The organism is Streptococcus sp. SCPM-O-B-23252 (M501) (assembly GCF_058200355.1).
On the sequence record NZ_JBYQGS010000004.1, the window covers coordinates 54,975 to 73,472 of the forward strand.

An 18,498-nucleotide genomic window follows, 5' to 3' on the forward strand; every position below is an offset into this window, starting at 1 on the left:
AATGGTTCAATTGGAGTTGGAATCAAGATAGTTACAACTAAAGGAGAAGCTTATGTATGATACACTGATTATCGGTGCAGGACCTGCGGGTATGACTGCAGCCCTGTATGCAGCCCGTAGCAATCTAAAGGTTGCCTTGTTAGAAGCTGGAATTCCTGGCGGACAGATGAACAATACGTCCGATATCGAGAATTATCCAGGCTATGCCAATATCAGTGGACCTGAATTGGCTGAAAAAATGTTTGAGCCACTAGAAGCCCTAGGTGTGGAACACTTGTTCGGTAGAGCCGAAAATATTGTTGATCAAGGAAGTTACAAGGAAATTACGACAGATGATGGCCTCTTGCAAGCCAAGACCGTTATTATTGCGACAGGTTCCAACCATCGCTTGTTGGGAGTTCCGGGTGAAGAAGAATTAAATAGTCGTGGGGTTTCTTATTGCGCTGTCTGTGATGGTGCCTTCTTCCGGGATGAAGACCTCATGGTTGTTGGTGGAGGAGATTCTGCGGTTGAAGAGGCAATTTTCCTGACGCAGTTTGCTAAGTCTGTTACCATTGTTCATCGACGCGATGCCCTACGTGCCCAAAAAGTTCTTCAAGACCGAGCTTTTGCCAATGAAAAGATTCACTTTGCTTGGAATACAGTGGTTGAAGAGATCAAAGGGGACAACCGTGTGACCAGTCTGGTCTTAAAAGATGTTCAAACAGGTGAGGTTCGCGAGCAAGCAGCTGGTGGTGTCTTTATCTATGTGGGCTTGGATCCTGTTAGTGACTTTGCCAAAGACCTCGGTATTCTAGACGACCAAGGTTGGGTGATCACGGATGATCACATGAAGACCTCCGTGCCGGGTGTCTTTGCGGTTGGAGATGTCCGCCAAAAAGATCTTCGTCAGGTCACTACAGCTGTTGGGGATGGCGCTGTCGCCGGTCAAGAAGCTTATAAATATATTACTGAACACGAAGAATAAGAGAGAAGAAAGGGATGTTCGTCTGATGGAAAGAGGCGAAGATCCCTTCTTTTTTACGATAAAAAATGAGGCTCAGCCCGGATTAAAGTCATGTGGTCCTGCTTAAAATGTGCTATAATGTGTTTAAAATTATTTTGGACTGTGCCAGTTGACAGAGCGTGACTGGTGCCATGACGTAAGAAAAAAGAAGAGGGATCAAACATGTACCCAGATGATAGTTTAACTCTCCATACTGATTTGTACCAAATCAATATGATGCAGGTTTACTTTGAGCAAGGCATCCACAATAAAAAGGCGGTCTTCGAAGCCTATTTCCGCCAGCAACCCTTTAAAAATGGCTATGCCGTCTTTGCAGGTCTTGAGCGCATTGTCAACTATTTGAAGAATCTACGTTTTTCAGAGTCGGATATTGCCTACTTAGAATCCTTGGGCTACGAAGGAGCCTTCCTGGATTACTTGAAAAATTTTAAAATGGAATTGACTGTTCGTTCTGCCAAAGAAGGGGACCTAGTCTTTGCCAATGAGCCGATTGTCCAAGTAGAAGGACCGCTTGCCCAGTGTCAGTTGGTCGAAACGGCCCTCCTCAATATTGTCAATTTCCAAACCTTGATTGCCACAAAAGCCGCTCGGATTAAGGCTGTGATCGAAGACGAACCTTTGATGGAGTTCGGGACTCGTAGAGCACAAGAAATGGATGCAGCTATTTGGGGAACCCGTGCAGCCGTTATTGGGGGCGCTAACGGGACCAGTAACGTACGTGCAGGAAAACTCTTTGACATCCCTGTCCTTGGGACCCATGCCCATGCCTTGGTGCAGGTCTATGGCGATGATTATAAAGCCTTCAAGGCATATGCTGAGACCCATCGCAACTGTGTCTTCCTGGTGGATACCTATGATACGTTACGCATCGGAGTTCCAGCTGCGATTCAGGTGGCGCGTGAGATGGGCGATCGTATCAACTTCCTAGGAGTGCGGATTGACTCTGGAGATATTGCCTACATCTCGAAAAAGGTTCGCCAGCAGTTGGATGAAGCTGGTTTCACAGAAGCGAAGATCTATGCTTCAAATGATTTGGATGAGAACACCATCCTCAACTTGAAGATGCAAAAGGCTAAGATTGATGTCTGGGGTGTCGGAACCAAGTTGATCACAGCCTATGACCAACCAGCCCTCGGAGCAGTCTATAAGATTGTTGCTATCGAAGACGAAAATGGTCAAATGCGAAATACCATCAAGCTGTCTAACAATGCTGAAAAAGTTTCAACCCCAGGGAAGAAGCAAGTTTGGCGTATTACCAGTCGGGAAAAAGGCAAATCTGAAGGGGATTACATCACTTACGATGGAGTAGATGTCAATGAACTGACAGAAATTAAGATGTTCCATCCGACCTATACCTATATCAAGAAGACGGTTCGTGATTTTGATGCCATCCCACTCTTGGTTGACATTTTTAAAGATGGAAAACAAGTCTATGAATTGCCAGCTTTGATGGATATCCAAGCCTATGCTCGGAAGGAATTCGACAAACTCTGGGACGAATACAAACGTGTCCTCAATCCACAACATTACCCAGTGGACTTGGCCAAGGATGTATGGCAAGATAAGATGGACCTCATCGATCAGATGCGTCAGAAAGCCTTGGGAGGTGAAGAAGAATGAGCCTACAAGAAGACATTATTGCCCAATTAGGGGTCAAGCCAGTCATTGATCCTCAAGAAGAGATTCGCCGGTCGATTGATTTTTTGAAGGACTACCTGCAAAAACATCCTTTTCTAAAGACCTTTGTCTTAGGAATTTCGGGAGGACAGGACTCGACCCTAGCAGGTCGCTTGGCTCAATTAGCCATGGAGGAAATGCGGGCAGAGACTGGAGATGCTAGTTATCAGTTTGTTGCTGTCCGCTTGCCCTACGGTGTCCAAGCGGATGAAGCAGATGCCCAAAAGGCCTTGGCCTTCATCCAGCCAGACGTCAGCCTAGTCGTGAACATCAAGGAATCGGTCGATGCCATGGAGCGTGCTGTCGAAGCGACAGGAACGGATGTCTCAGACTTTAACAAGGGCAATATCAAGGCACGGAGCCGGATGATTGCTCAGTATGCTTTAGCGGGTGCCTATAGGGGAGCCGTCATTGGGACGGACCATGCAGCCGAAAACATCACTGGATTCTTTACCAAGTTTGGAGACGGTGGAGCCGATATTCTGCCTCTCTACCGCCTTAACAAGCGCCAAGGCAAGCAGTTGCTTCAGGCACTGGGAGCTGATCCAGCCTTGTATGAGAAGGTACCGATTGCGGATTTGGAAGAGGAGAAGCCAGGTATCGCTGACGAAGTAGCTCTTGGGGTGACCTATGCAGAAATTGATGACTACCTAGAAGGGAAATCAGTTAGCCCGGAAGCTCAAGCAACCATTGAAAACTGGTGGCACAAAGGCCAACACAAACGTCATCTACCGATTACGGTATTTGACACCTTCTGGCGTTCATAGGAAAGAAAAGTCGGTTGAGCCGACTTTTTTAAAACAGGATAGGAGGAAAGAGAATGAGAAAATTAGGTACTATTGAACTGAAGACCAAGCGTTTATTACTAAGATGCTTTGTTGTAGAGGATGCAAAGGCAATGTTTGAAAATTGGGCATCTGATACAGATAATCTTAAATATGTGACTTGGGATCCTCATCCAAATCCTAAAGTGACTCGGGCTTCGATCGAAAGGTGGCTCCGTCAGTACCAAGAGGAAAACACCTACAAATGGGCGATTTGCAAGAAAGATGATCCCGCACAGGTGATAGGTGATATCAGTGTCGTTTCTCAGTATCCACAAAAAGAACTGTGTGAAGTCGGCTATATTCTAGGGAAGAACTTCTGGGGTCAAGGTCTGATGACAGAAGCCCTCCAGGCTGTTTTACACTTTTTGTTGGTAGAGGTGGGATTCAAGGAAGTTCAAGCCAAGTATGTCAGTTTGAACCCTGCTTCGGGAAGGGTTATGGAAAAAGCTGGGATGCAATATCTAGCTACTCTCCCAAATGCTGTTGTCAGAAAAGGCTATGTTGGAGATCAAATCATCTACACGATCCATTCTTCTGACCTTTAAAACAATTTTTACTTGAAGATTTTAGCCAATGGTCTATAATGGTAAGTAGCTTTACAAAGGAGAATCATATGTCAGAATTAACACAAGAATTTACAGATCAACTCTATGCGAATTACCAAGCAAATGTGAAATTTGCGGCTCTCGAAAATGCCATCACCCACAATGGGATTCATGCAGCTTTAGAGACACGCAAAAGTGCAATTGAAAACACACCCGTCTTTTCTCTTGATTTAACCAAGGACAAGGTGACGGACCAGAAAGCTTCTGGTCGTTGCTGGATGTTTGCGGCTCTGAATACCTTCCGTCATAAAATGATTGCCAGCTTCCAATTAGAGGATTTTGAGTTGTCTCAAGCTCATACCTTCTTCTGGGACAAGTACGAAAAATCCAACTGGTTCTTGGAACAAATCATTGCGACAGCGGACCAGGACTTGACCAGCCGCAAAGTGGCCTTCCTCCTTCAAACCCCTCAACAAGATGGTGGTCAATGGGATATGGTCGTTTCCCTTTTTGAAAAATATGGGGTCGTACCCAAGTCTGTCTATCCAGAATCTATCTCATCTAGCAATAGCCGGGAGCTCAATACCTACTTAAACAAATTGTTGCGTCAAGATGCGCAGATCCTGCGCGAATTGCTTGCGACTGGAGCAAATCAAGCAACGGTTCAAAGCAAGAAAGAAGAGCTCCTCCAAGAAATCTTTAATTTCTTAGCTATGTCACTGGGCTTGCCCCCTCGTACATTTAGTTTCTCTTATCGCGATAAGGACAATAACTTCCACACAGAGTCTGGCTTGACACCTCAAAGTTTTTACAAAAAATATGTGGATCTTCAGTTGGAGGACTACGTTTCTGTTATCAATGCGCCAACGGCAGACAAGCCTTATGGCCAGTCCTACACAGTTGAGATGCTGGGGAATGTGGTCGGTAGCCGGGAAGTCCGCTACCTCAACGTTCCGATGGAGCGCTTGAAAGAATTGGCCATTTCCCAAATGAAAGCTGGGGAAACTGTTTGGTTTGGATCGGATGTCGGCCAAGTCAGCAACCGGAAAGCTGGAATCCTGGCAACAGATGTCTATGACTTTGAAGCGGGAATGGATATCCAGCTGACTCAAGATAAGGCAGGGCGTTTGGATTATGCAGAAAGTCTCATGACCCATGCTATGGTCTTGACTGGTGTGGACCTGGACGAAGCTGGACGCCCTCTCAAATGGAAAGTTGAGAATTCTTGGGGAGACAAAGTCGGAACAGATGGATACTTTGTAGCTTCCGATGCCTGGATGGACGAATACACCTACCAAATCGTCATCCGCAAGGAACTGTTGACGGCGGAAGAATTGGCTGCCTATGAGGCAGAGCCAATCGTCTTGGCTCCATGGGATCCGATGGGTGCCTTGGCTTCTAAATAATATACATAAAAAGAGAGTGGGACAGAAATCGGTAATTCGTTAGAATTCGATTTCGTCGTCCCACCTCCGCACAGTTGAGTAGGGCTGTAAAAGCTGATGAAATCAGCGTAGTAGAGCCCACTCAGCCACTGCGTCTTGCTCGATAATCCAAAGACAATTGAGAGGCTAGGACTTTTGTCCCAGCCTCTTTATTAATATAGTGTGGTCTAATTAGTGATTATGCTCATTCTCTTTAGAAGATGATTCTGTGTGTTCAGAATTCTCTTCTGAGCTAGATGAACTTGAGCTTTCTTCTGTTGATTCGCTCGTTTCTTCAACTGTATAGCTTGGCTCATAATAGTAGTAATTGTAGTTGTTCTTACCATTATTGAGATAGAGGTAGGAACCGCTACGGTATACGCCACTTGGTTGGGTCCAGTCTTCGCTACCTGATCCGTATTGCTCATACAAATACAGCATCATTTGTTTGTAGACATCCGTCGCGACTTTGGTTCCATCATCAAGGACTGGAGTCAAGCGATTGGTATATCCTGTCCATACAGCCATAGAATATTGCGTGGTGTAACCCACAAACAATTCATCAGGTGTCACAATACTTGAGTAATTGTAGTCTTTGGTCAGTTTTTTTAATTCGTTGTCGGCATAGTTAGAGGTACCTGTTTTACCAGCGTGATAAAGACCAGAGATATTTGCATTGTATCCTGTACCAGCTGTGATAACTGATTTCAACATATCTGTCATCATGTAAGCTGTGGCTTCTTTCATCACTCGTGTTCCAGAGGTATCGAAGTTCTTCGTTGTACCATCGCTAAAGACAACCCGATTCACATATTGTGGCTTGTAATAGGTACCGCCATTTGCGAAGGTTGCATAAGCAGCGGCCATTTTCTCACTGCTAGCCCCGTATTTGTTGCTAGAGTCGCTGGTATTACTTGAGATGGCATTTGCATATACCATTTCTGGATAATCGATTCCGATGCTGCTCAAGAATTTCTGAGCCTTCTTCAAACCAACTTTTTCAAGGGCCCGGACCGCAGGAACGTTACGGGATTGTTGGAGAGCATAGACCATGCTGATATTGCCATAGTATTGTCTATCCCAGTTATAAAACTGCGTATTTGTACCAGGGAAGTTGTAAGGTGTATCAGGAATGGTTACTCCAGTGGAGCTATATTCTTCATGTTCAATCGCGGGAGCATAGTCTGAGATAGGTTTCATTGTAGAACCCCAATCTCGGTTTGTTTCGACAGCTTGGTTGGTACCGAAGGATACATTAGATGATTGATGACGGGATCCCAACTGAGCAATGACTTTTCCGTTTGTCACGTCGATGATAGTAGAAGCAACTTGCAACTCATTATCTGGATAATTGACATATTCGTCAGAGTTGTAAATATCCCACAGACGTTTTTGAGCTGCGGTATCGACGTTGGTGTAGACATCCATACCAGTTGTCAAGACATTGTAGCCTGTCTCTTCTTCGACTTGTTGGATGACTTCTTTAAGGTAGTTATCCATATAAGCAGGATAGTTGCTTGAGCCTGTCAGACTTTGTAAGCCATCTGTAACAGGTGTATTGACGGCACTTTCGTACTGTTCGTTTGTAATGGACTTCATGTCCAACATTTCTTTGAGAACAAGATTACGGCGTTGGAGTGCAGCTTCCGGATTGGTATAAGGGTCGTATTGGTTGGGGGCTTGAGGCATCCCGGCTAATAGGGCCACTTGTGGCAGAGAAAGGTCCTTCAAGTCTTTTGCATAGTAGCTACGAGCAGCTGTTTGCATTCCGTAGTTTCCGTTAGACATGTAGACTTTGTTGATGTAGTAGGTCAAAATCTCTTGTTTAGTGGCTTTTTGTTCTAATTGTGTCGCAAGCCAAGCTTCTTGGATTTTCCGAGATAGGGTTTGGTCGGACGAAGAAGTAGAGAAGTAAGTGAGCTTGATCAATTGCTGTGTAAGAGTGGATCCCCCTTGGCGACCTCCTCGGAGGTTACTGAAGAAGGCTCCTCCAATACGAATAAAGTCGACCCCTCTGTGGTTGAAAAAGCGGTGGTCTTCAATCGCCACAATCGCATTGACCAAGTCGGTTGGGATTTCATTTGTTTTTACGTTGATTCGTTTTTCAGCACCCAAGTCGGCAATCAGATTGTTTTGATTGTCATAGATTTTACTGGAAGTCGTTGCGATGAGGTCTTTCTCAGAAAGAGTCGGTGCTTTTGAGGCATAGTATCCAAATATCAATCCACCCAGAATAAGTAAAAGGAAAAATAAGGAAATAGCCGCAATCGCTGCATATTTTAACCACTGGATAACTGTTTGTTTGTTCATTTAATTACCGCCTAGTAGATTCTGTTCGATAATATCGAGATAAGGGACGCTTGGAAGGCAATCTGTCTCGATACGATAACCATTTTCCTGTATATAGGTCAATGGCATAGATTTACTGCCGTGATCGATGTTGTAAAAGTCTATTAAGGAAGGAGCGGGCAGTAGATAAGTCTCATTGAGCTTTGCAAAATGCAAGAGCACAAAACAAATTCCTCCCTGTTGGACGACCGCAGCCATGTGATCAATCTGGTGCTGATGAAAGTTCTTCATCGGCATGGATTGTTTCTGCTGGGTCTCTTTTGCTTCAAAATCAATGTAGTGTCCTTTATAAACACCAGAATAGTCTGTGGTAGACGCCTGGCGAAAATAAGCTTCCACAATCTTTGCCCGACTGCGATGAGGATAGTCCACCTTTACAATCTGGATGGGTGTCGGCTTTTTATGAATCACCGCTAGCCCTCTAGAAAGGTAGTACTGATTGCTCTCATTGATCATTTTTTCAAATGTCATCCCCCGATTGGCAAAGTTTACACTTTGCTTCCTCTGGATGGGCGAAGAAGATTTCTTGCTAAGTTTGTGAGGATAGTTGACCATAATTCTCCTTATTGGTACAATTACATCACTCTATTATATCACAAAATGAAGAAGGGAGGGGAAATAATGAATAGTTTACTGATTACAGGATACAAGGCATTTGAATTGGGAATTCTGACAACAAAGGACCCTAGACTTCCCATTATTAAAGAGGCGATTCGCAGGGATTTAGTCCGTTTTTTGGAAGAGGGGGTCAAGTGGCTGATTTTTACGGGTAATCTAGGTTTTGAAGCCTGGGCCTTGGAGGTTGCCCAGGAATTAAGAAAAGAATACGAGATACAGTTGGCCACGATTTTTATGTTTGAAAACCAAGGAGAGAACTGGAATGAGGCCAACCAAGAACTCCTTAGTCGCTTTAAGCAGGTTGATTTTGTCAAGTATGCCTATCCCTCTTATAGCCAGCCAGGCCAATTTAAAGAATACAATACATTTTTGTTAGAAAATACAGATGGCGCTTATTTATTTTACGATCCAGAACACGAAACAAATCTCAAATATCTTTACAAAATGATGCTAGAAATGGATCAGTATCATGTCAAAAGATTAAACTTTGATGACTTAAATGAAGTAGCGGAAAAAATTTACGAAAAATAAGTGATTTACCTTGATTTTTGCTCCTCATTTTTTATATAATGATTATGATTAACTAGAACGGAGAGAATGATGGCAAGTATTATTTTTACTGCGAAAGATATTTTTGATCAAGATTTCAAAAAAGAAGTTCGTGGATTTAGTAAAGTTGAGGTAAATGAGTTTTTGGATGATGTCATCAAAGACTATGAAACCTATGCTGCCTTAGTGAAGGAATTGAAAGAAGAAAATGCTCGGCTCCGTGAAGAATTAGCGAAGAAAACGAGCCAAGCAACTCCGAGTCCATCAGTTCCTGAATCTGCTCCAAAGCATGAGTTTCCTCAGGTCACTACTACGACAAACTTCGATATTTTGAAACGCTTAAATCGTCTTGAAAAAGAAGTCTTCGGGAAACAAGTCGTAGATCGTGATTTTTAAGACATAAAAGATGAATCGTGCAATTTTTGGATAATCGCGTGAGAGCTTTCTCTCATGAGGAAAGTCCATGCTAGCACAGGCTGTGATGCCTGTAGTGTTTGTGCTAGGTGAATCCATAAGCCTAGGGACTTGATCTTCAAGTTACGGCGAGCGAACGGGCTAAGTCTTAGGATAAGTTCTACTAGCTCTGAAAGTGCCACAGTGACGTAGTTTTTAGGGAAACCTAAAAAGTGGAACGCGGTAAACCCCTCAAGCTAGCAACCCAAACTTTGGTCGGGGCATGGGATGCATGGAAACGAACATAGCATTCTGACTGGAAACAGTAGACAGATGATTATCGAAGGAAATGGTACCTAGTCATTTCTGGAACAAAACATGGCTTATAGAAAATTGCATATAGGTGGTGAGGGGGAGAGAAATCTCAACCTCCTTTTTTAAACAATGAGGAACAAATGAAAAAACAATTTGAATTAATTGCGACAGCTGCTGCTGGATTAGAAGCAGTGGTTGGGCGTGAATTACGAGAGCTCGGCTACGATTGCCAAGTGGAAAATGGACGAGTCCGTTTCAAAGGCGATGTTCGTGCAATCATCGAAACCAATCTTTGGTTGCGGGCTGCAGACCGAATCAAGATCGTCGTAGGATCCTTTCCTGCCCGTACCTTTGAAGAACTCTTTCAAGGAGTTTTTGCCTTGGATTGGGACCAATACCTCCCTTTAGGAGCGCGTTTCCCTATCTCCAAAGCAAAATGTGTCAAATCCAAACTGCATAACGAACCGAGTGTACAAGCGATTTCGAAAAAGGCAGTTGTCAAAAAGTTGCAAAAACACTATGCCCGACCAGAAGGTGTTCCTCTAATAGAAAATGGAGCAGAGTTCAAGATCGAAGTATCGATCCTTAAAGACCAAGCTACTGTCCTGATTGACACGACTGGTAGTAGCCTCTTCAAACGTGGTTATCGGACGGAAAAAGGGGGAGCTCCTATTAAGGAAAATATGGCGGCAGCCATTCTTCAACTTTCCAATTGGTACCCAGACAAGCCCTTGGTTGATCCGACTTGTGGATCAGGAACCTTCTGTATCGAAGCAGCGATGATGGCTCGCCAGATAGCACCGGGCTTGAGACGGACTTTCTCGTTTGAAGAGTGGAATTGGATCGACAATCGTCTGATTCAAGAAGTTCGCACAGAGGCTAGTAAAAAAATCAATCGGGACCTTGTCCTAGACATCATGGGAACCGATATTGATGCGCGGATGGTTGAGATTGCCAAAGAAAATGCTCAAAAAGCGGGTGTTGCGAGCGACATCACCTTTAAGCAAATGCGGGTGCAAGATCTGCGTTCAGATAAGATTAATGGGGTCATTATCTCCAATCCACCGTATGGTGAACGCTTATCCGATGATGCAGGGGTGACAAAATTGTACGCTGAAATGGGAGAGGTCTTTGAGCCCTTGAAGACTTGGAGCAAATTTATCCTGACCAGCGATGAAAACTTTGAAAAGAAGTTTGGGCGACAAGCGGATAAAAAAAGAAAATTATATAACGGAACCTTAAAGGTTGACTTGTATCAGTTCTTTGGGGAGCGGGTACGTCGACAAGCGACTAGTGAGAAAGGAAACATATGACAAAAGAAGATAAACAGCAGTTGGGCCAAGAGGCAGAGTCAGTTCTTGATTTTAAGGACGCCAAAGAGATGACGATTGGCCAAGCAAACCGCAAAGCTGAAGAAATCGAAGCAGGGGTCAAGGAAACAGATAATGTCCTCGATAAATACATCAAACAGCACCGTGACGAAATCGAAGCTCATAAGTTTGATACCATCGTCATGAAGAAGGAAATGTTGGCTGAGGCAGAGGAAGCAGCCACTGTGGATGCGACGGACCCGATTCCAAGTGAAGAGCCAGTGAAGGAAGTAGCACCGGCTGAAGTAGGTCAAAAAGAAGGCGCGTCTACTCGCATTCCAGATCCAATTCCTGGGGAACGCCCTGCAAAAATTAAGTTTGGTCCAGAGCCAACAGAACCATATGTGGATGAAGAAATTGAGATTCCTGAAGAACCGAAAAAGAGCCGGGTAAAACCAATTCTGTTTTCAGTTTTAGCTCTGACAGCAGTTGCTACGGCTAGTTGGTTGTCTTATCAATGGATCCGTAACCAGTCTAAAGGGGAAACGACAGTCGTCTCTTCTACTAGCTCATCTAGCAAGAAGTCCTCTAGTTCTTCTTCCTCAACGAGCACGAATACAGAGGCTTTGCTGAAGGATTTTAACGATCAGTATGCAGCTTTCTTTACAGATGACACGCAGACGAAGTTGAAAAATGATTCTTTTGGTAATTTGGAAAAACTAAAAGCCAGTTTAGATAAATTGAAAGACACCAAGGAATACGATGCAGCCAAAAGTAAATACGATGAATTGGTGAAGCAGGTTTCTGCTATTCAAACAGTAAACTCTCAGTTTACCAGCCCAGTTATTAAGGATGGGGCCATCGATACCAAGGCGCAGGTAAAGAGTGATGCAGTCTTTTCAGATGTGTCAACATCTAATACACAATTGAACCAATTATTGAAGGATGCAGCTTCTCAAGGACGCTCGCAACAAGTTGCGACTCCAGCACCCGTGACAGATGGTGGTGGCAGTGCTACAGGTGGAAATGCAGTTTCTTCAGGAACGGTAACCAGTCCTGCTCCTACACAAGCCCCAGCTACTGAAGGCAACACGACAGGCGGAGTGAACCCAGGCTATTCTGGCTTTGGTCTTCAAAGTACTGGTGTGCCACTTCAACGAAACTTGAGCCGGGTGCCATACAACCAAGCAACGCTTGACGATGTAAACAATCCTGCATGGACCTTTAACCCTGGTATTTTGGAGAAGATTCTGAAGATTGCCCGGGAACGTGGTCATATCGTTGGGGATCAATACATCTTAGAACGCGTGAATATTATCAACGGCAATGGTTATTACAACCTCTTTAAGCCAGATGGAACATATTTGTTTAGTATCAATGCTAAAACCGGCTACTTTGTCGGAAACGGGAAAGGCCATTCCGATGCATTGGATTATTAAGAATTAAAAAAGACTTCTCTTTGAAAGAGAAGTCTTTTGTTATTTATACGATATGGCGTGTGAATGGATCGTCAGAAATACCTTGTTCGAGAATCAATTTGCACCACTCTTTGGCAGAAAAGAGGCTGTGATCTTTATAGTTTCCGCAAGATTCAATCGTCGTTCCTGGCACGTCTTCCCAGCTTGTTGCTTCAGCAATTTCCTCTAAAGAAGATTTAATCACTTGTGCAATGGTTTTTGGATCGTGCTGACCCCACATAATCATATGAAATCCAGTACGACACCCAAATGGGGAACAATCGATCATCCCATCAATGCGCTTACGGATCAACATAGCTAATAGGTGCTCAATCGTATGTAAACCAGCAGTCGGGATAGAGTCTTCATTTGGTTGAACCAAGCGGATATCATAGTTTGAGATAACATCTCCTTTTGGTCCAGTTTCCTCTCCGATTAGGCGGACGTAAGGGGCTTTTACAGCAGTGTGGTCTAGTTCAAAACTTTCCACAATAACTTCTTTCGTCATGTATCTTCCTCAATTTCTTTTTTCTTGATTATAGCACAATTGGCGCTGGAAGAAAACACAAGAGAAGATAGTGGCAAGTAGCCGTTGAAATAGGATTCAGAAGCTTGTTTTTAGGGTGTTTTCCCGTTAGAATCAAGGGAAAGAAGCATTAGAATGATAGCAGAAATAGATTAGTTTTCGCTAGAAAATTTGTTTGTTAATTTTGTAAAAATATGATAAAATAATAAAGAATTTTTTAATTCAACTATTCATTAGATTAGGGGTAAAAACATGGAATTTGGAATTGCAATTGTTTTTGCCGCAATCATTGGTTTAGTCATTGGATATGTAGGGATCTCAGTCAAGATGAAAGCATCGAAAGAGGCTGCAGAACTTACTCTTTTAAATGCTGAACAAGAAGCAACGAATTTACGTGGACAGGCAGAGCGCGAAGCTGATTTGATTTTGAAAGAAGCTAAGCACGAGTCTAGTTCACTTAAAAAAGAAGCACTTTTGGAGGCAAAGGAAGAAGCCAGAAAATATCGAGAAGAAGTCGATGCTGAGTTTAAATCAGAGCGTCAAGAATTAAAACAATTAGAAACCCGCTTAGCGGAACGTTCGAATAATCTTGATCGCAAAGATGACAATCTTACGAGCAAAGAGCAAGCTCTTGAACAAAAAGAGCAAAGTCTTTCAGATAGAACTAAACACATTGATGCGCGTGAAGAACAATTACATGAGCTAGAAAAGAAGAAAGAAGAAGAATTAGAAAAAATTGCTTCTCTGACTCAATCGGAAGCACGTGATATTATCTTAACGCAAACAGAAGAACGACTTTCCAAAGAGATTGCGACTCGAATTCGAGAAGCAGAAGTGGAAGTGAAAGAACGTTCAGATAAAGTTGCAAAAGATATCCTGGTTCAAGCCATGCAACGGATGGCCGGGGATTTTGTGGCAGAACAGACCAACTCAACGGTTCATTTACCAGATGATGGAATGAAGGGCCGGATTATTGGTCGCGAAGGTCGAAATATCCGAACCTTCGAAAGCTTGACAGGTGTGGATGTGATTATTGATGACACTCCAGAAGTAGTCACCCTGTCTGCATTTGATCCGATTCGTCGGGAAATCGCACGAATGACCATGGAAAGTCTCTTGAAAGATGGTCGCATCCATCCAGCTCGGATTGAAGAGTTGGTAGAGAAGAACCGTTTGGAAATTGACCAACGGATTCGTGAATATGGTGAAGCAGCAGCCTATGAAATTGGCGCACCAAATCTACATCCTGATTTGATGAAGATTATGGGACGCTTGCAATTCAGAACTTCTTATGGACAGAACGTCTTGCGTCACTCCATTGAGGTTGCTAAGTTATCTGGTATTATTGCTAGTGAGCTTGGTGAAAATGCTACCTTGGCTCGTCGAGCTGGTTTCCTTCATGATATTGGTAAAGCCATCGACCGTGAGGTAGAAGGCAGCCACGTAGAAATTGGTACTGAATTAGCTCGTAAATACAAAGAGCATCCAGTTGTTGTCAATACGATTGCTAGTCACCATGGTGATGTTGAACCAGAAAGTGTCATCGCAGTTATTGTTGCAGCAGCAGATGCCTTGAGTGCAGCGCGTCCAGGTGCCCGGAGCGAGTCTCTTGAAAGCTACATCAAACGCCTGCAAGATCTTGAAGAAATTGCAAATGGCTTTGAGGGAGTTAAGACCAGCTTTGCCTTGCAAGCAGGTCGTGAAATTCGAATTATGGTCAGCCCTGAAGAAGTCAAGGATGATAAGTTGACCATCTTGGCTCATGATATCCGTGAGAAGATTGAGTCCAACTTGGAGTACCCTGGTAACATCAAGGTAACCGTTATTCGTGAATTACGTGCCATTGATTATGCAAAATAGAGCTTGTTAAAAGCCATATATAAAAAGATAGTCAGCGAAGGTGGAACAACCTTAGTTGGCTATTTTTTGTGAGTCGTGTTAAAAATGGGATAGCACAGATGAGATGGTTCATTGGTAGAGAAGTGGTTAGGGCCTTGCCTCTAGGAAAAATCTATTGAAAAATCTTTCTATTTTTGTTACACTAGATAGAAAGACAGCGAAGGAGATAAAATGGCGGATCGAGGATTATTAATCGTTTTCTCAGGGCCCTCAGGTGTTGGGAAAGGAACGGTTAGACGTGAGATTTTTGAAAGCTCAGATAATCAATTTCAATACTCAGTATCGATGACAACGCGTGCACAACGTCCAGGCGAAGTGGACGGAGTAGATTATTTCTTCCGGACACGTGAAGAATTTGAGGAGTTGATTCGTCAAGGTCAAATGCTCGAATATGCTGAATATGTTGGCAATTACTATGGGACTCCCTTGACCTATGTGAACGAAACCCTCGACAAAGGGATCGATGTCTTCCTTGAAATTGAAGTTCAAGGGGCTTTGCAGGTCAAGAAAAAGGTACCAGATGCCGTCTTCATTTTCCTGACTCCTCCGGATTTGGATGAGTTGCAAGATCGTTTGGTTGGACGTGGCACAGACAGTGCTGAAGTCATTGCCCAGCGGATCGAAAAAGCAAAAGAAGAAATTGCCCTCATGCGTGAGTACGATTATGCCATTGTCAACGATCAAGTACCTTTGGCTGCGGAACGTGTCAAACGTGTGATTGAGGCAGAACATTTCCGTGTTGATCGGGTCATTGGTCACTACCAAGAAATGCTTCCCAAAGCCACTCAAGTGGTACGATAATTAGAATAGGAATTAGGTAAAAAGATTATGATGTTAAAACCATCTATTGACACATTGTTGGATAAAGTACCGTCAAAATACTCTTTGGTTATTCTTGAAGCCAAACGAGCTCATGAGTTAGAGAGTGGTGCAACTCCTACTCAAGAATTTCAATCAGTAAAATCTACCTTGCGTGCCTTGGAAGAGATTGAATCAGGAAATGTGGTGATTCACCCAGATCCAGAAGCTAAGCGTGAAGCGGTTCGTCGTCGAATCGAAGCAGAACGCTTGCGTAAAGAAGAAGAAGAGCGTAAAATTAAAGAACAAATCGCGAAAGAAAAAGAAGATGGTGAAAAAATTTAAGGTTGGGTTCGCTCAATCTTATTTTTTGCTATTTAGCGCTAGGACAGGAAGGAGGTGGAAGCATGCTAGCACAAGTCATCGTTGATGTTCCCTTGATGCAAACAGACAAGCCCTATAGTTACCAGGTACCAGAAGAGTTTTCTCCTTTCTTGGAAAAAGGAATGCGGGTGCATGTTCCCTTTGGAAAGGGAAATAGGCTCATTCAAGGGATTGTGGTTGGCCTTGAAGAGACCACTCTAGCAGTTAAAGATCAAGAATTGAAAAGTATCGTGGAGGTCTTAGACTACCAACCGGTTCTAGGAGAGGAGCAATTTTGGCTAGCAGATCAGTTGCGAAAGACGGTTTTTGCCTACAAAATCACCCTCTTGAAAGCCATGCTACCGAGTGTTTTAAATTCTTCCTATGACAAAATTCTCCATCCGACAGAACTGTTATCGCCAGAGGATCGAGAAGACATTTTTGGAACAGCGACCAGCTTGGCCTTTTCTTCTTTGGATATTGATGCTCAAGCACGAATGATGCGACTGACTCGTAAGGGAGAGCTGGAAGTAGAATACCAAGCAGTGGATCGTAAACATATCAAAACAGAAAAATGGTATCGAGTAAATCAACCCCTACTTGAAAATTTGGAAATCGCCAAGAATGCTAAGAAGCGCTTGGCCTTGCGAGACTTTGTCCAAGGTCAGGAAGAGGAAGCTCCTTTGAGTGATTTATTGGCGGAATTCTCTCGCCCAGTGGTTAACTATTTCATTGATCAGGGAGCCTTGCTTATTTTTGAAAAAGAAGTCAATCGTGCGGCTGCCTACTTTAAAGACAAAGAGTCGACAGAGGCCTTGGTTTTAAATGCTGAACAAGAACGAGCCGTTCAAGCGGTAACTCGTCAAATCGGGCAGGAATCCAAACCCTTCTTGCTAGAAGGAGTGACAGGAAGTGGGAAGACGGAGGTTTATCTCCAAATCATCCAAGAGGTGCTAGAAAAGGGGAAAACAGCTATTATGTTGGTTCCTGAAATTTCCTTGACGCCTCAAGTGACGGATCGCTTTATTTCTCGCTTTGGGGATCGGGTGGCCATCCTTCATTCAGGTCTATCCAATGGTGAAAAATACGATGAGTGGAGACGTGTTGAACGCGGAGAAGCTCAAGTGGTCGTAGGAGCGCGGTCTGCCATCTTTGCTCCTCTGAAGAACCTAGGAGCTATCATTATCGATGAAGAACATGAGGCTACCTATAAACAAGATAGCAATCCTCGCTACCATGCGCGTGAAGTAGCTTTACTTCGGGCTCAGTATCACCAGGCTGTTTTGGTCTTGGGGTCGGCGACACCTAGTCTAGAAACACGAGCCCGTGCAGGAAAAGGTGTCTATGGCTTTCTTCAATTGACCCAACGAGCCAATCCTCTTGCCCGTATTCCAGAGGTGGAAGTGATTGATTTCAGAGATTATATTGGCCAGCAAGAATCCGGAACCTATACACCTAAGTTGCTAGAAGCGATAGCAGAACGTCTGCAGCGAAAAGAGCAAGTTGTTCTCATGCTCAATCGCCGGGGTTATTCCAGCTTTGTGATGTGTCGGGAGTGTGGTCAGGTAGATACCTGTCCGAATTGTGATATATCCTTGACCCTTCACATGGATACCAAGACGATGGATTGCCATTATTGTAATTACCATAAGGCCATTCCAACAGTCTGCCCTAATTGTCAAAGTCAATCGATTCGTTATTACGGGACGGGGACCCAGAAGGCCTACGATGAGCTACAAGCAATTTTCCCAGAGGCTCGTATTCTGCGGATGGACGTTGATACTACTCGGAAAAAAGGGAGTCACGAGGCTTTGTTGGATCAGTTTGGTCAAGGACAAGCGGATATTTTGCTCGGGACCCAAATGATTGCCAAGGGCTTGGATTTCCCCAATGTAACGCTAGTCGGTGTCCTCAATGCTGATACAGCTCTAAATTTGCCTGATTTTCGCTCGTCAGAGCGGACTTTCCAACTGTTAACCCAGGTGGCAGGGCGGGCTGGTCGTGCGGATAAAGAAGGACAGGTTCTGATCCAGACCTATAATCCTCATCATTATGCCATTGAATATGCGAAACGCCAAGATTATGAAGGGTTTTATGCCTATGAAATGAAGGTGCGCCACCAGTTAGGTTATCCACCTTATTATTACACGGTAGGTTTGACCCTCTCTCACAAACAAGAAGAGGTCGTGGTTAAAAAAGCTTATCAGGTGATGGATCTGTTGAAAGCAGGTCTATCGGACCAAGTCCAAATATTAGGACCAACGCCAAGACCGATTGCTCGCACGCATAATTTATTCCATTACCAGATTCTGTTGAAGTACCGGTTTGAAGACCACTTACCACAGGTTTTAAATCAGATTTTGGACTATACTCAAGAGCGGGAAAATCAAGATCTTCGAGTCAGCATTGACAATGAACCGCAAAGTTTTATGTAGAAGGAGA

Annotated in this window: 16 protein-coding genes and 1 other RNA gene; 14 read left to right on the forward strand and 3 right to left on the reverse strand. The window is 43.8% G+C overall.

Translation table 11 applies throughout. The features are described from left to right. Window positions 1-52: 52 nt before the first annotated feature. The 5 genes from trxB to pepC all read left to right on the forward strand — a co-directional run bounded on the left by trxB (window position 53) and on the right by pepC (window position 5,461). A complete protein-coding gene (gene trxB, locus AC3E6G_RS08605; protein WP_023027724.1) occupies window positions 53-967 on the forward strand; it encodes a thioredoxin-disulfide reductase in 915 nt (304 codons plus the stop codon). A gap of 201 nt (window positions 968-1,168) precedes the next feature. Then, on the forward strand, window positions 1,169-2,626 hold the full coding sequence (locus AC3E6G_RS08610; protein ID WP_285338523.1) for a nicotinate phosphoribosyltransferase: 1,458 nt from the start codon (window positions 1,169-1,171) through the stop codon (window positions 2,624-2,626). Then, window positions 2,623-3,450: an NAD(+) synthase gene (gene nadE / locus AC3E6G_RS08615; RefSeq protein WP_490700832.1), complete on the forward strand. Its 828-nt coding sequence runs from the start codon at window positions 2,623-2,625 to the stop codon at window positions 3,448-3,450. The genes AC3E6G_RS08610 and nadE overlap by 4 nt, the downstream gene beginning before the upstream one ends. Before the next feature lie 53 nt (window positions 3,451-3,503). Further along, on the forward strand, window positions 3,504-4,055 hold the full coding sequence (locus tag AC3E6G_RS08620; protein ID WP_285338525.1) for a GNAT family N-acetyltransferase: 552 nt from the start codon (window positions 3,504-3,506) through the stop codon (window positions 4,053-4,055). Between the two features lie 68 nt (window positions 4,056-4,123). Beyond that, window positions 4,124-5,461 carry an aminopeptidase C gene (pepC, locus tag AC3E6G_RS08625; RefSeq protein ID WP_490700833.1) on the forward strand — a complete coding sequence of 446 codons (1,338 nt, stop codon included), beginning with the start codon at window positions 4,124-4,126 and terminating at the stop codon, window positions 5,459-5,461. A 210-nt stretch (window positions 5,462-5,671) separates the two neighbouring features. On the opposite strand, the gene pbp1a is transcribed toward pepC, so the two are convergent. Both pbp1a and recU read right to left on the reverse strand, forming a co-directional pair. Beyond that, window positions 5,672-7,789, reverse strand: a complete 2,118-nt coding sequence (pbp1a, locus tag AC3E6G_RS08630; RefSeq protein ID WP_366961815.1) for a penicillin-binding protein PBP1A — start codon at window positions 7,787-7,789, stop codon at window positions 5,672-5,674. Next, window positions 7,790-8,383: a Holliday junction resolvase RecU gene (gene recU, locus AC3E6G_RS08635; RefSeq protein ID WP_154854844.1), complete on the reverse strand. Its 594-nt coding sequence runs from the start codon at window positions 8,381-8,383 to the stop codon at window positions 7,790-7,792. 66 nt (window positions 8,384-8,449) lie between these two features. Here recU and AC3E6G_RS08640 point away from each other — a divergent pair, with 66 nt between their 5' ends. The 5 genes from AC3E6G_RS08640 to AC3E6G_RS08660 all read left to right on the forward strand — a co-directional run bounded on the left by AC3E6G_RS08640 (window position 8,450) and on the right by AC3E6G_RS08660 (window position 12,452). Further along, a complete protein-coding gene (locus AC3E6G_RS08640; RefSeq protein ID WP_366961816.1) occupies window positions 8,450-8,977 on the forward strand; it encodes an SLOG family protein in 528 nt (175 codons plus the stop codon). Window positions 8,978-9,046: 69 nt separating this feature from the next. Further along, complete coding sequence (gene gpsB / locus AC3E6G_RS08645; protein WP_006597079.1) at window positions 9,047-9,391, forward strand: cell division regulator GpsB; 345 nt, start codon at window positions 9,047-9,049, stop codon at window positions 9,389-9,391. Between the two features lie 22 nt (window positions 9,392-9,413). Further along, window positions 9,414-9,779: RNase P RNA component class B (rnpB, locus tag AC3E6G_RS08650), an RNA gene on the forward strand. A gap of 64 nt (window positions 9,780-9,843) precedes the next feature. Then, window positions 9,844-11,016 (forward strand): THUMP domain-containing class I SAM-dependent RNA methyltransferase, encoded by a 1,173-nt coding sequence (locus tag AC3E6G_RS08655; protein ID WP_048789441.1) that lies wholly within the window; start codon window positions 9,844-9,846, stop codon window positions 11,014-11,016. Then, entirely contained in the window at window positions 11,013-12,452 is a 1,440-nt protein-coding gene (locus tag AC3E6G_RS08660; RefSeq protein ID WP_048789440.1) for a cell division site-positioning protein MapZ family protein, read from the forward strand. Before AC3E6G_RS08655 ends, AC3E6G_RS08660 begins: the two co-directional genes overlap by 4 nt. 43 nt (window positions 12,453-12,495) lie before the next feature. On the opposite strand, the gene AC3E6G_RS08665 is transcribed toward AC3E6G_RS08660, so the two are convergent. Beyond that, window positions 12,496-12,978 (reverse strand): S-ribosylhomocysteine lyase, encoded by a 483-nt coding sequence (locus tag AC3E6G_RS08665; protein WP_006596848.1) that lies wholly within the window; start codon window positions 12,976-12,978, stop codon window positions 12,496-12,498. Between the two features lie 270 nt (window positions 12,979-13,248). Between AC3E6G_RS08665 and AC3E6G_RS08670 the strand changes: the two genes are divergently transcribed. From AC3E6G_RS08670 to AC3E6G_RS08685, 4 genes are all read left to right on the forward strand, one after another. Then, window positions 13,249-14,856 carry a ribonuclease Y gene (locus AC3E6G_RS08670; protein WP_048715288.1) on the forward strand — a complete coding sequence of 536 codons (1,608 nt, stop codon included), beginning with the start codon at window positions 13,249-13,251 and terminating at the stop codon, window positions 14,854-14,856. A 210-nt stretch (window positions 14,857-15,066) separates the two neighbouring features. Beyond that, window positions 15,067-15,696: a guanylate kinase gene (gene gmk, locus AC3E6G_RS08675; RefSeq protein ID WP_006596846.1), complete on the forward strand. Its 630-nt coding sequence runs from the start codon at window positions 15,067-15,069 to the stop codon at window positions 15,694-15,696. Window positions 15,697-15,723: 27 nt separating this feature from the next. Next, on the forward strand, window positions 15,724-16,038 hold the full coding sequence (rpoZ, locus tag AC3E6G_RS08680) for a DNA-directed RNA polymerase subunit omega (protein ID WP_006596845.1): 315 nt from the start codon (window positions 15,724-15,726) through the stop codon (window positions 16,036-16,038). A 62-nt stretch (window positions 16,039-16,100) separates the two neighbouring features. Continuing rightward, a complete protein-coding gene (locus AC3E6G_RS08685) occupies window positions 16,101-18,491 on the forward strand; it encodes a primosomal protein N' (RefSeq protein WP_125336198.1) in 2,391 nt (796 codons plus the stop codon). Window positions 18,492-18,498 lie beyond the last annotated feature (7 nt).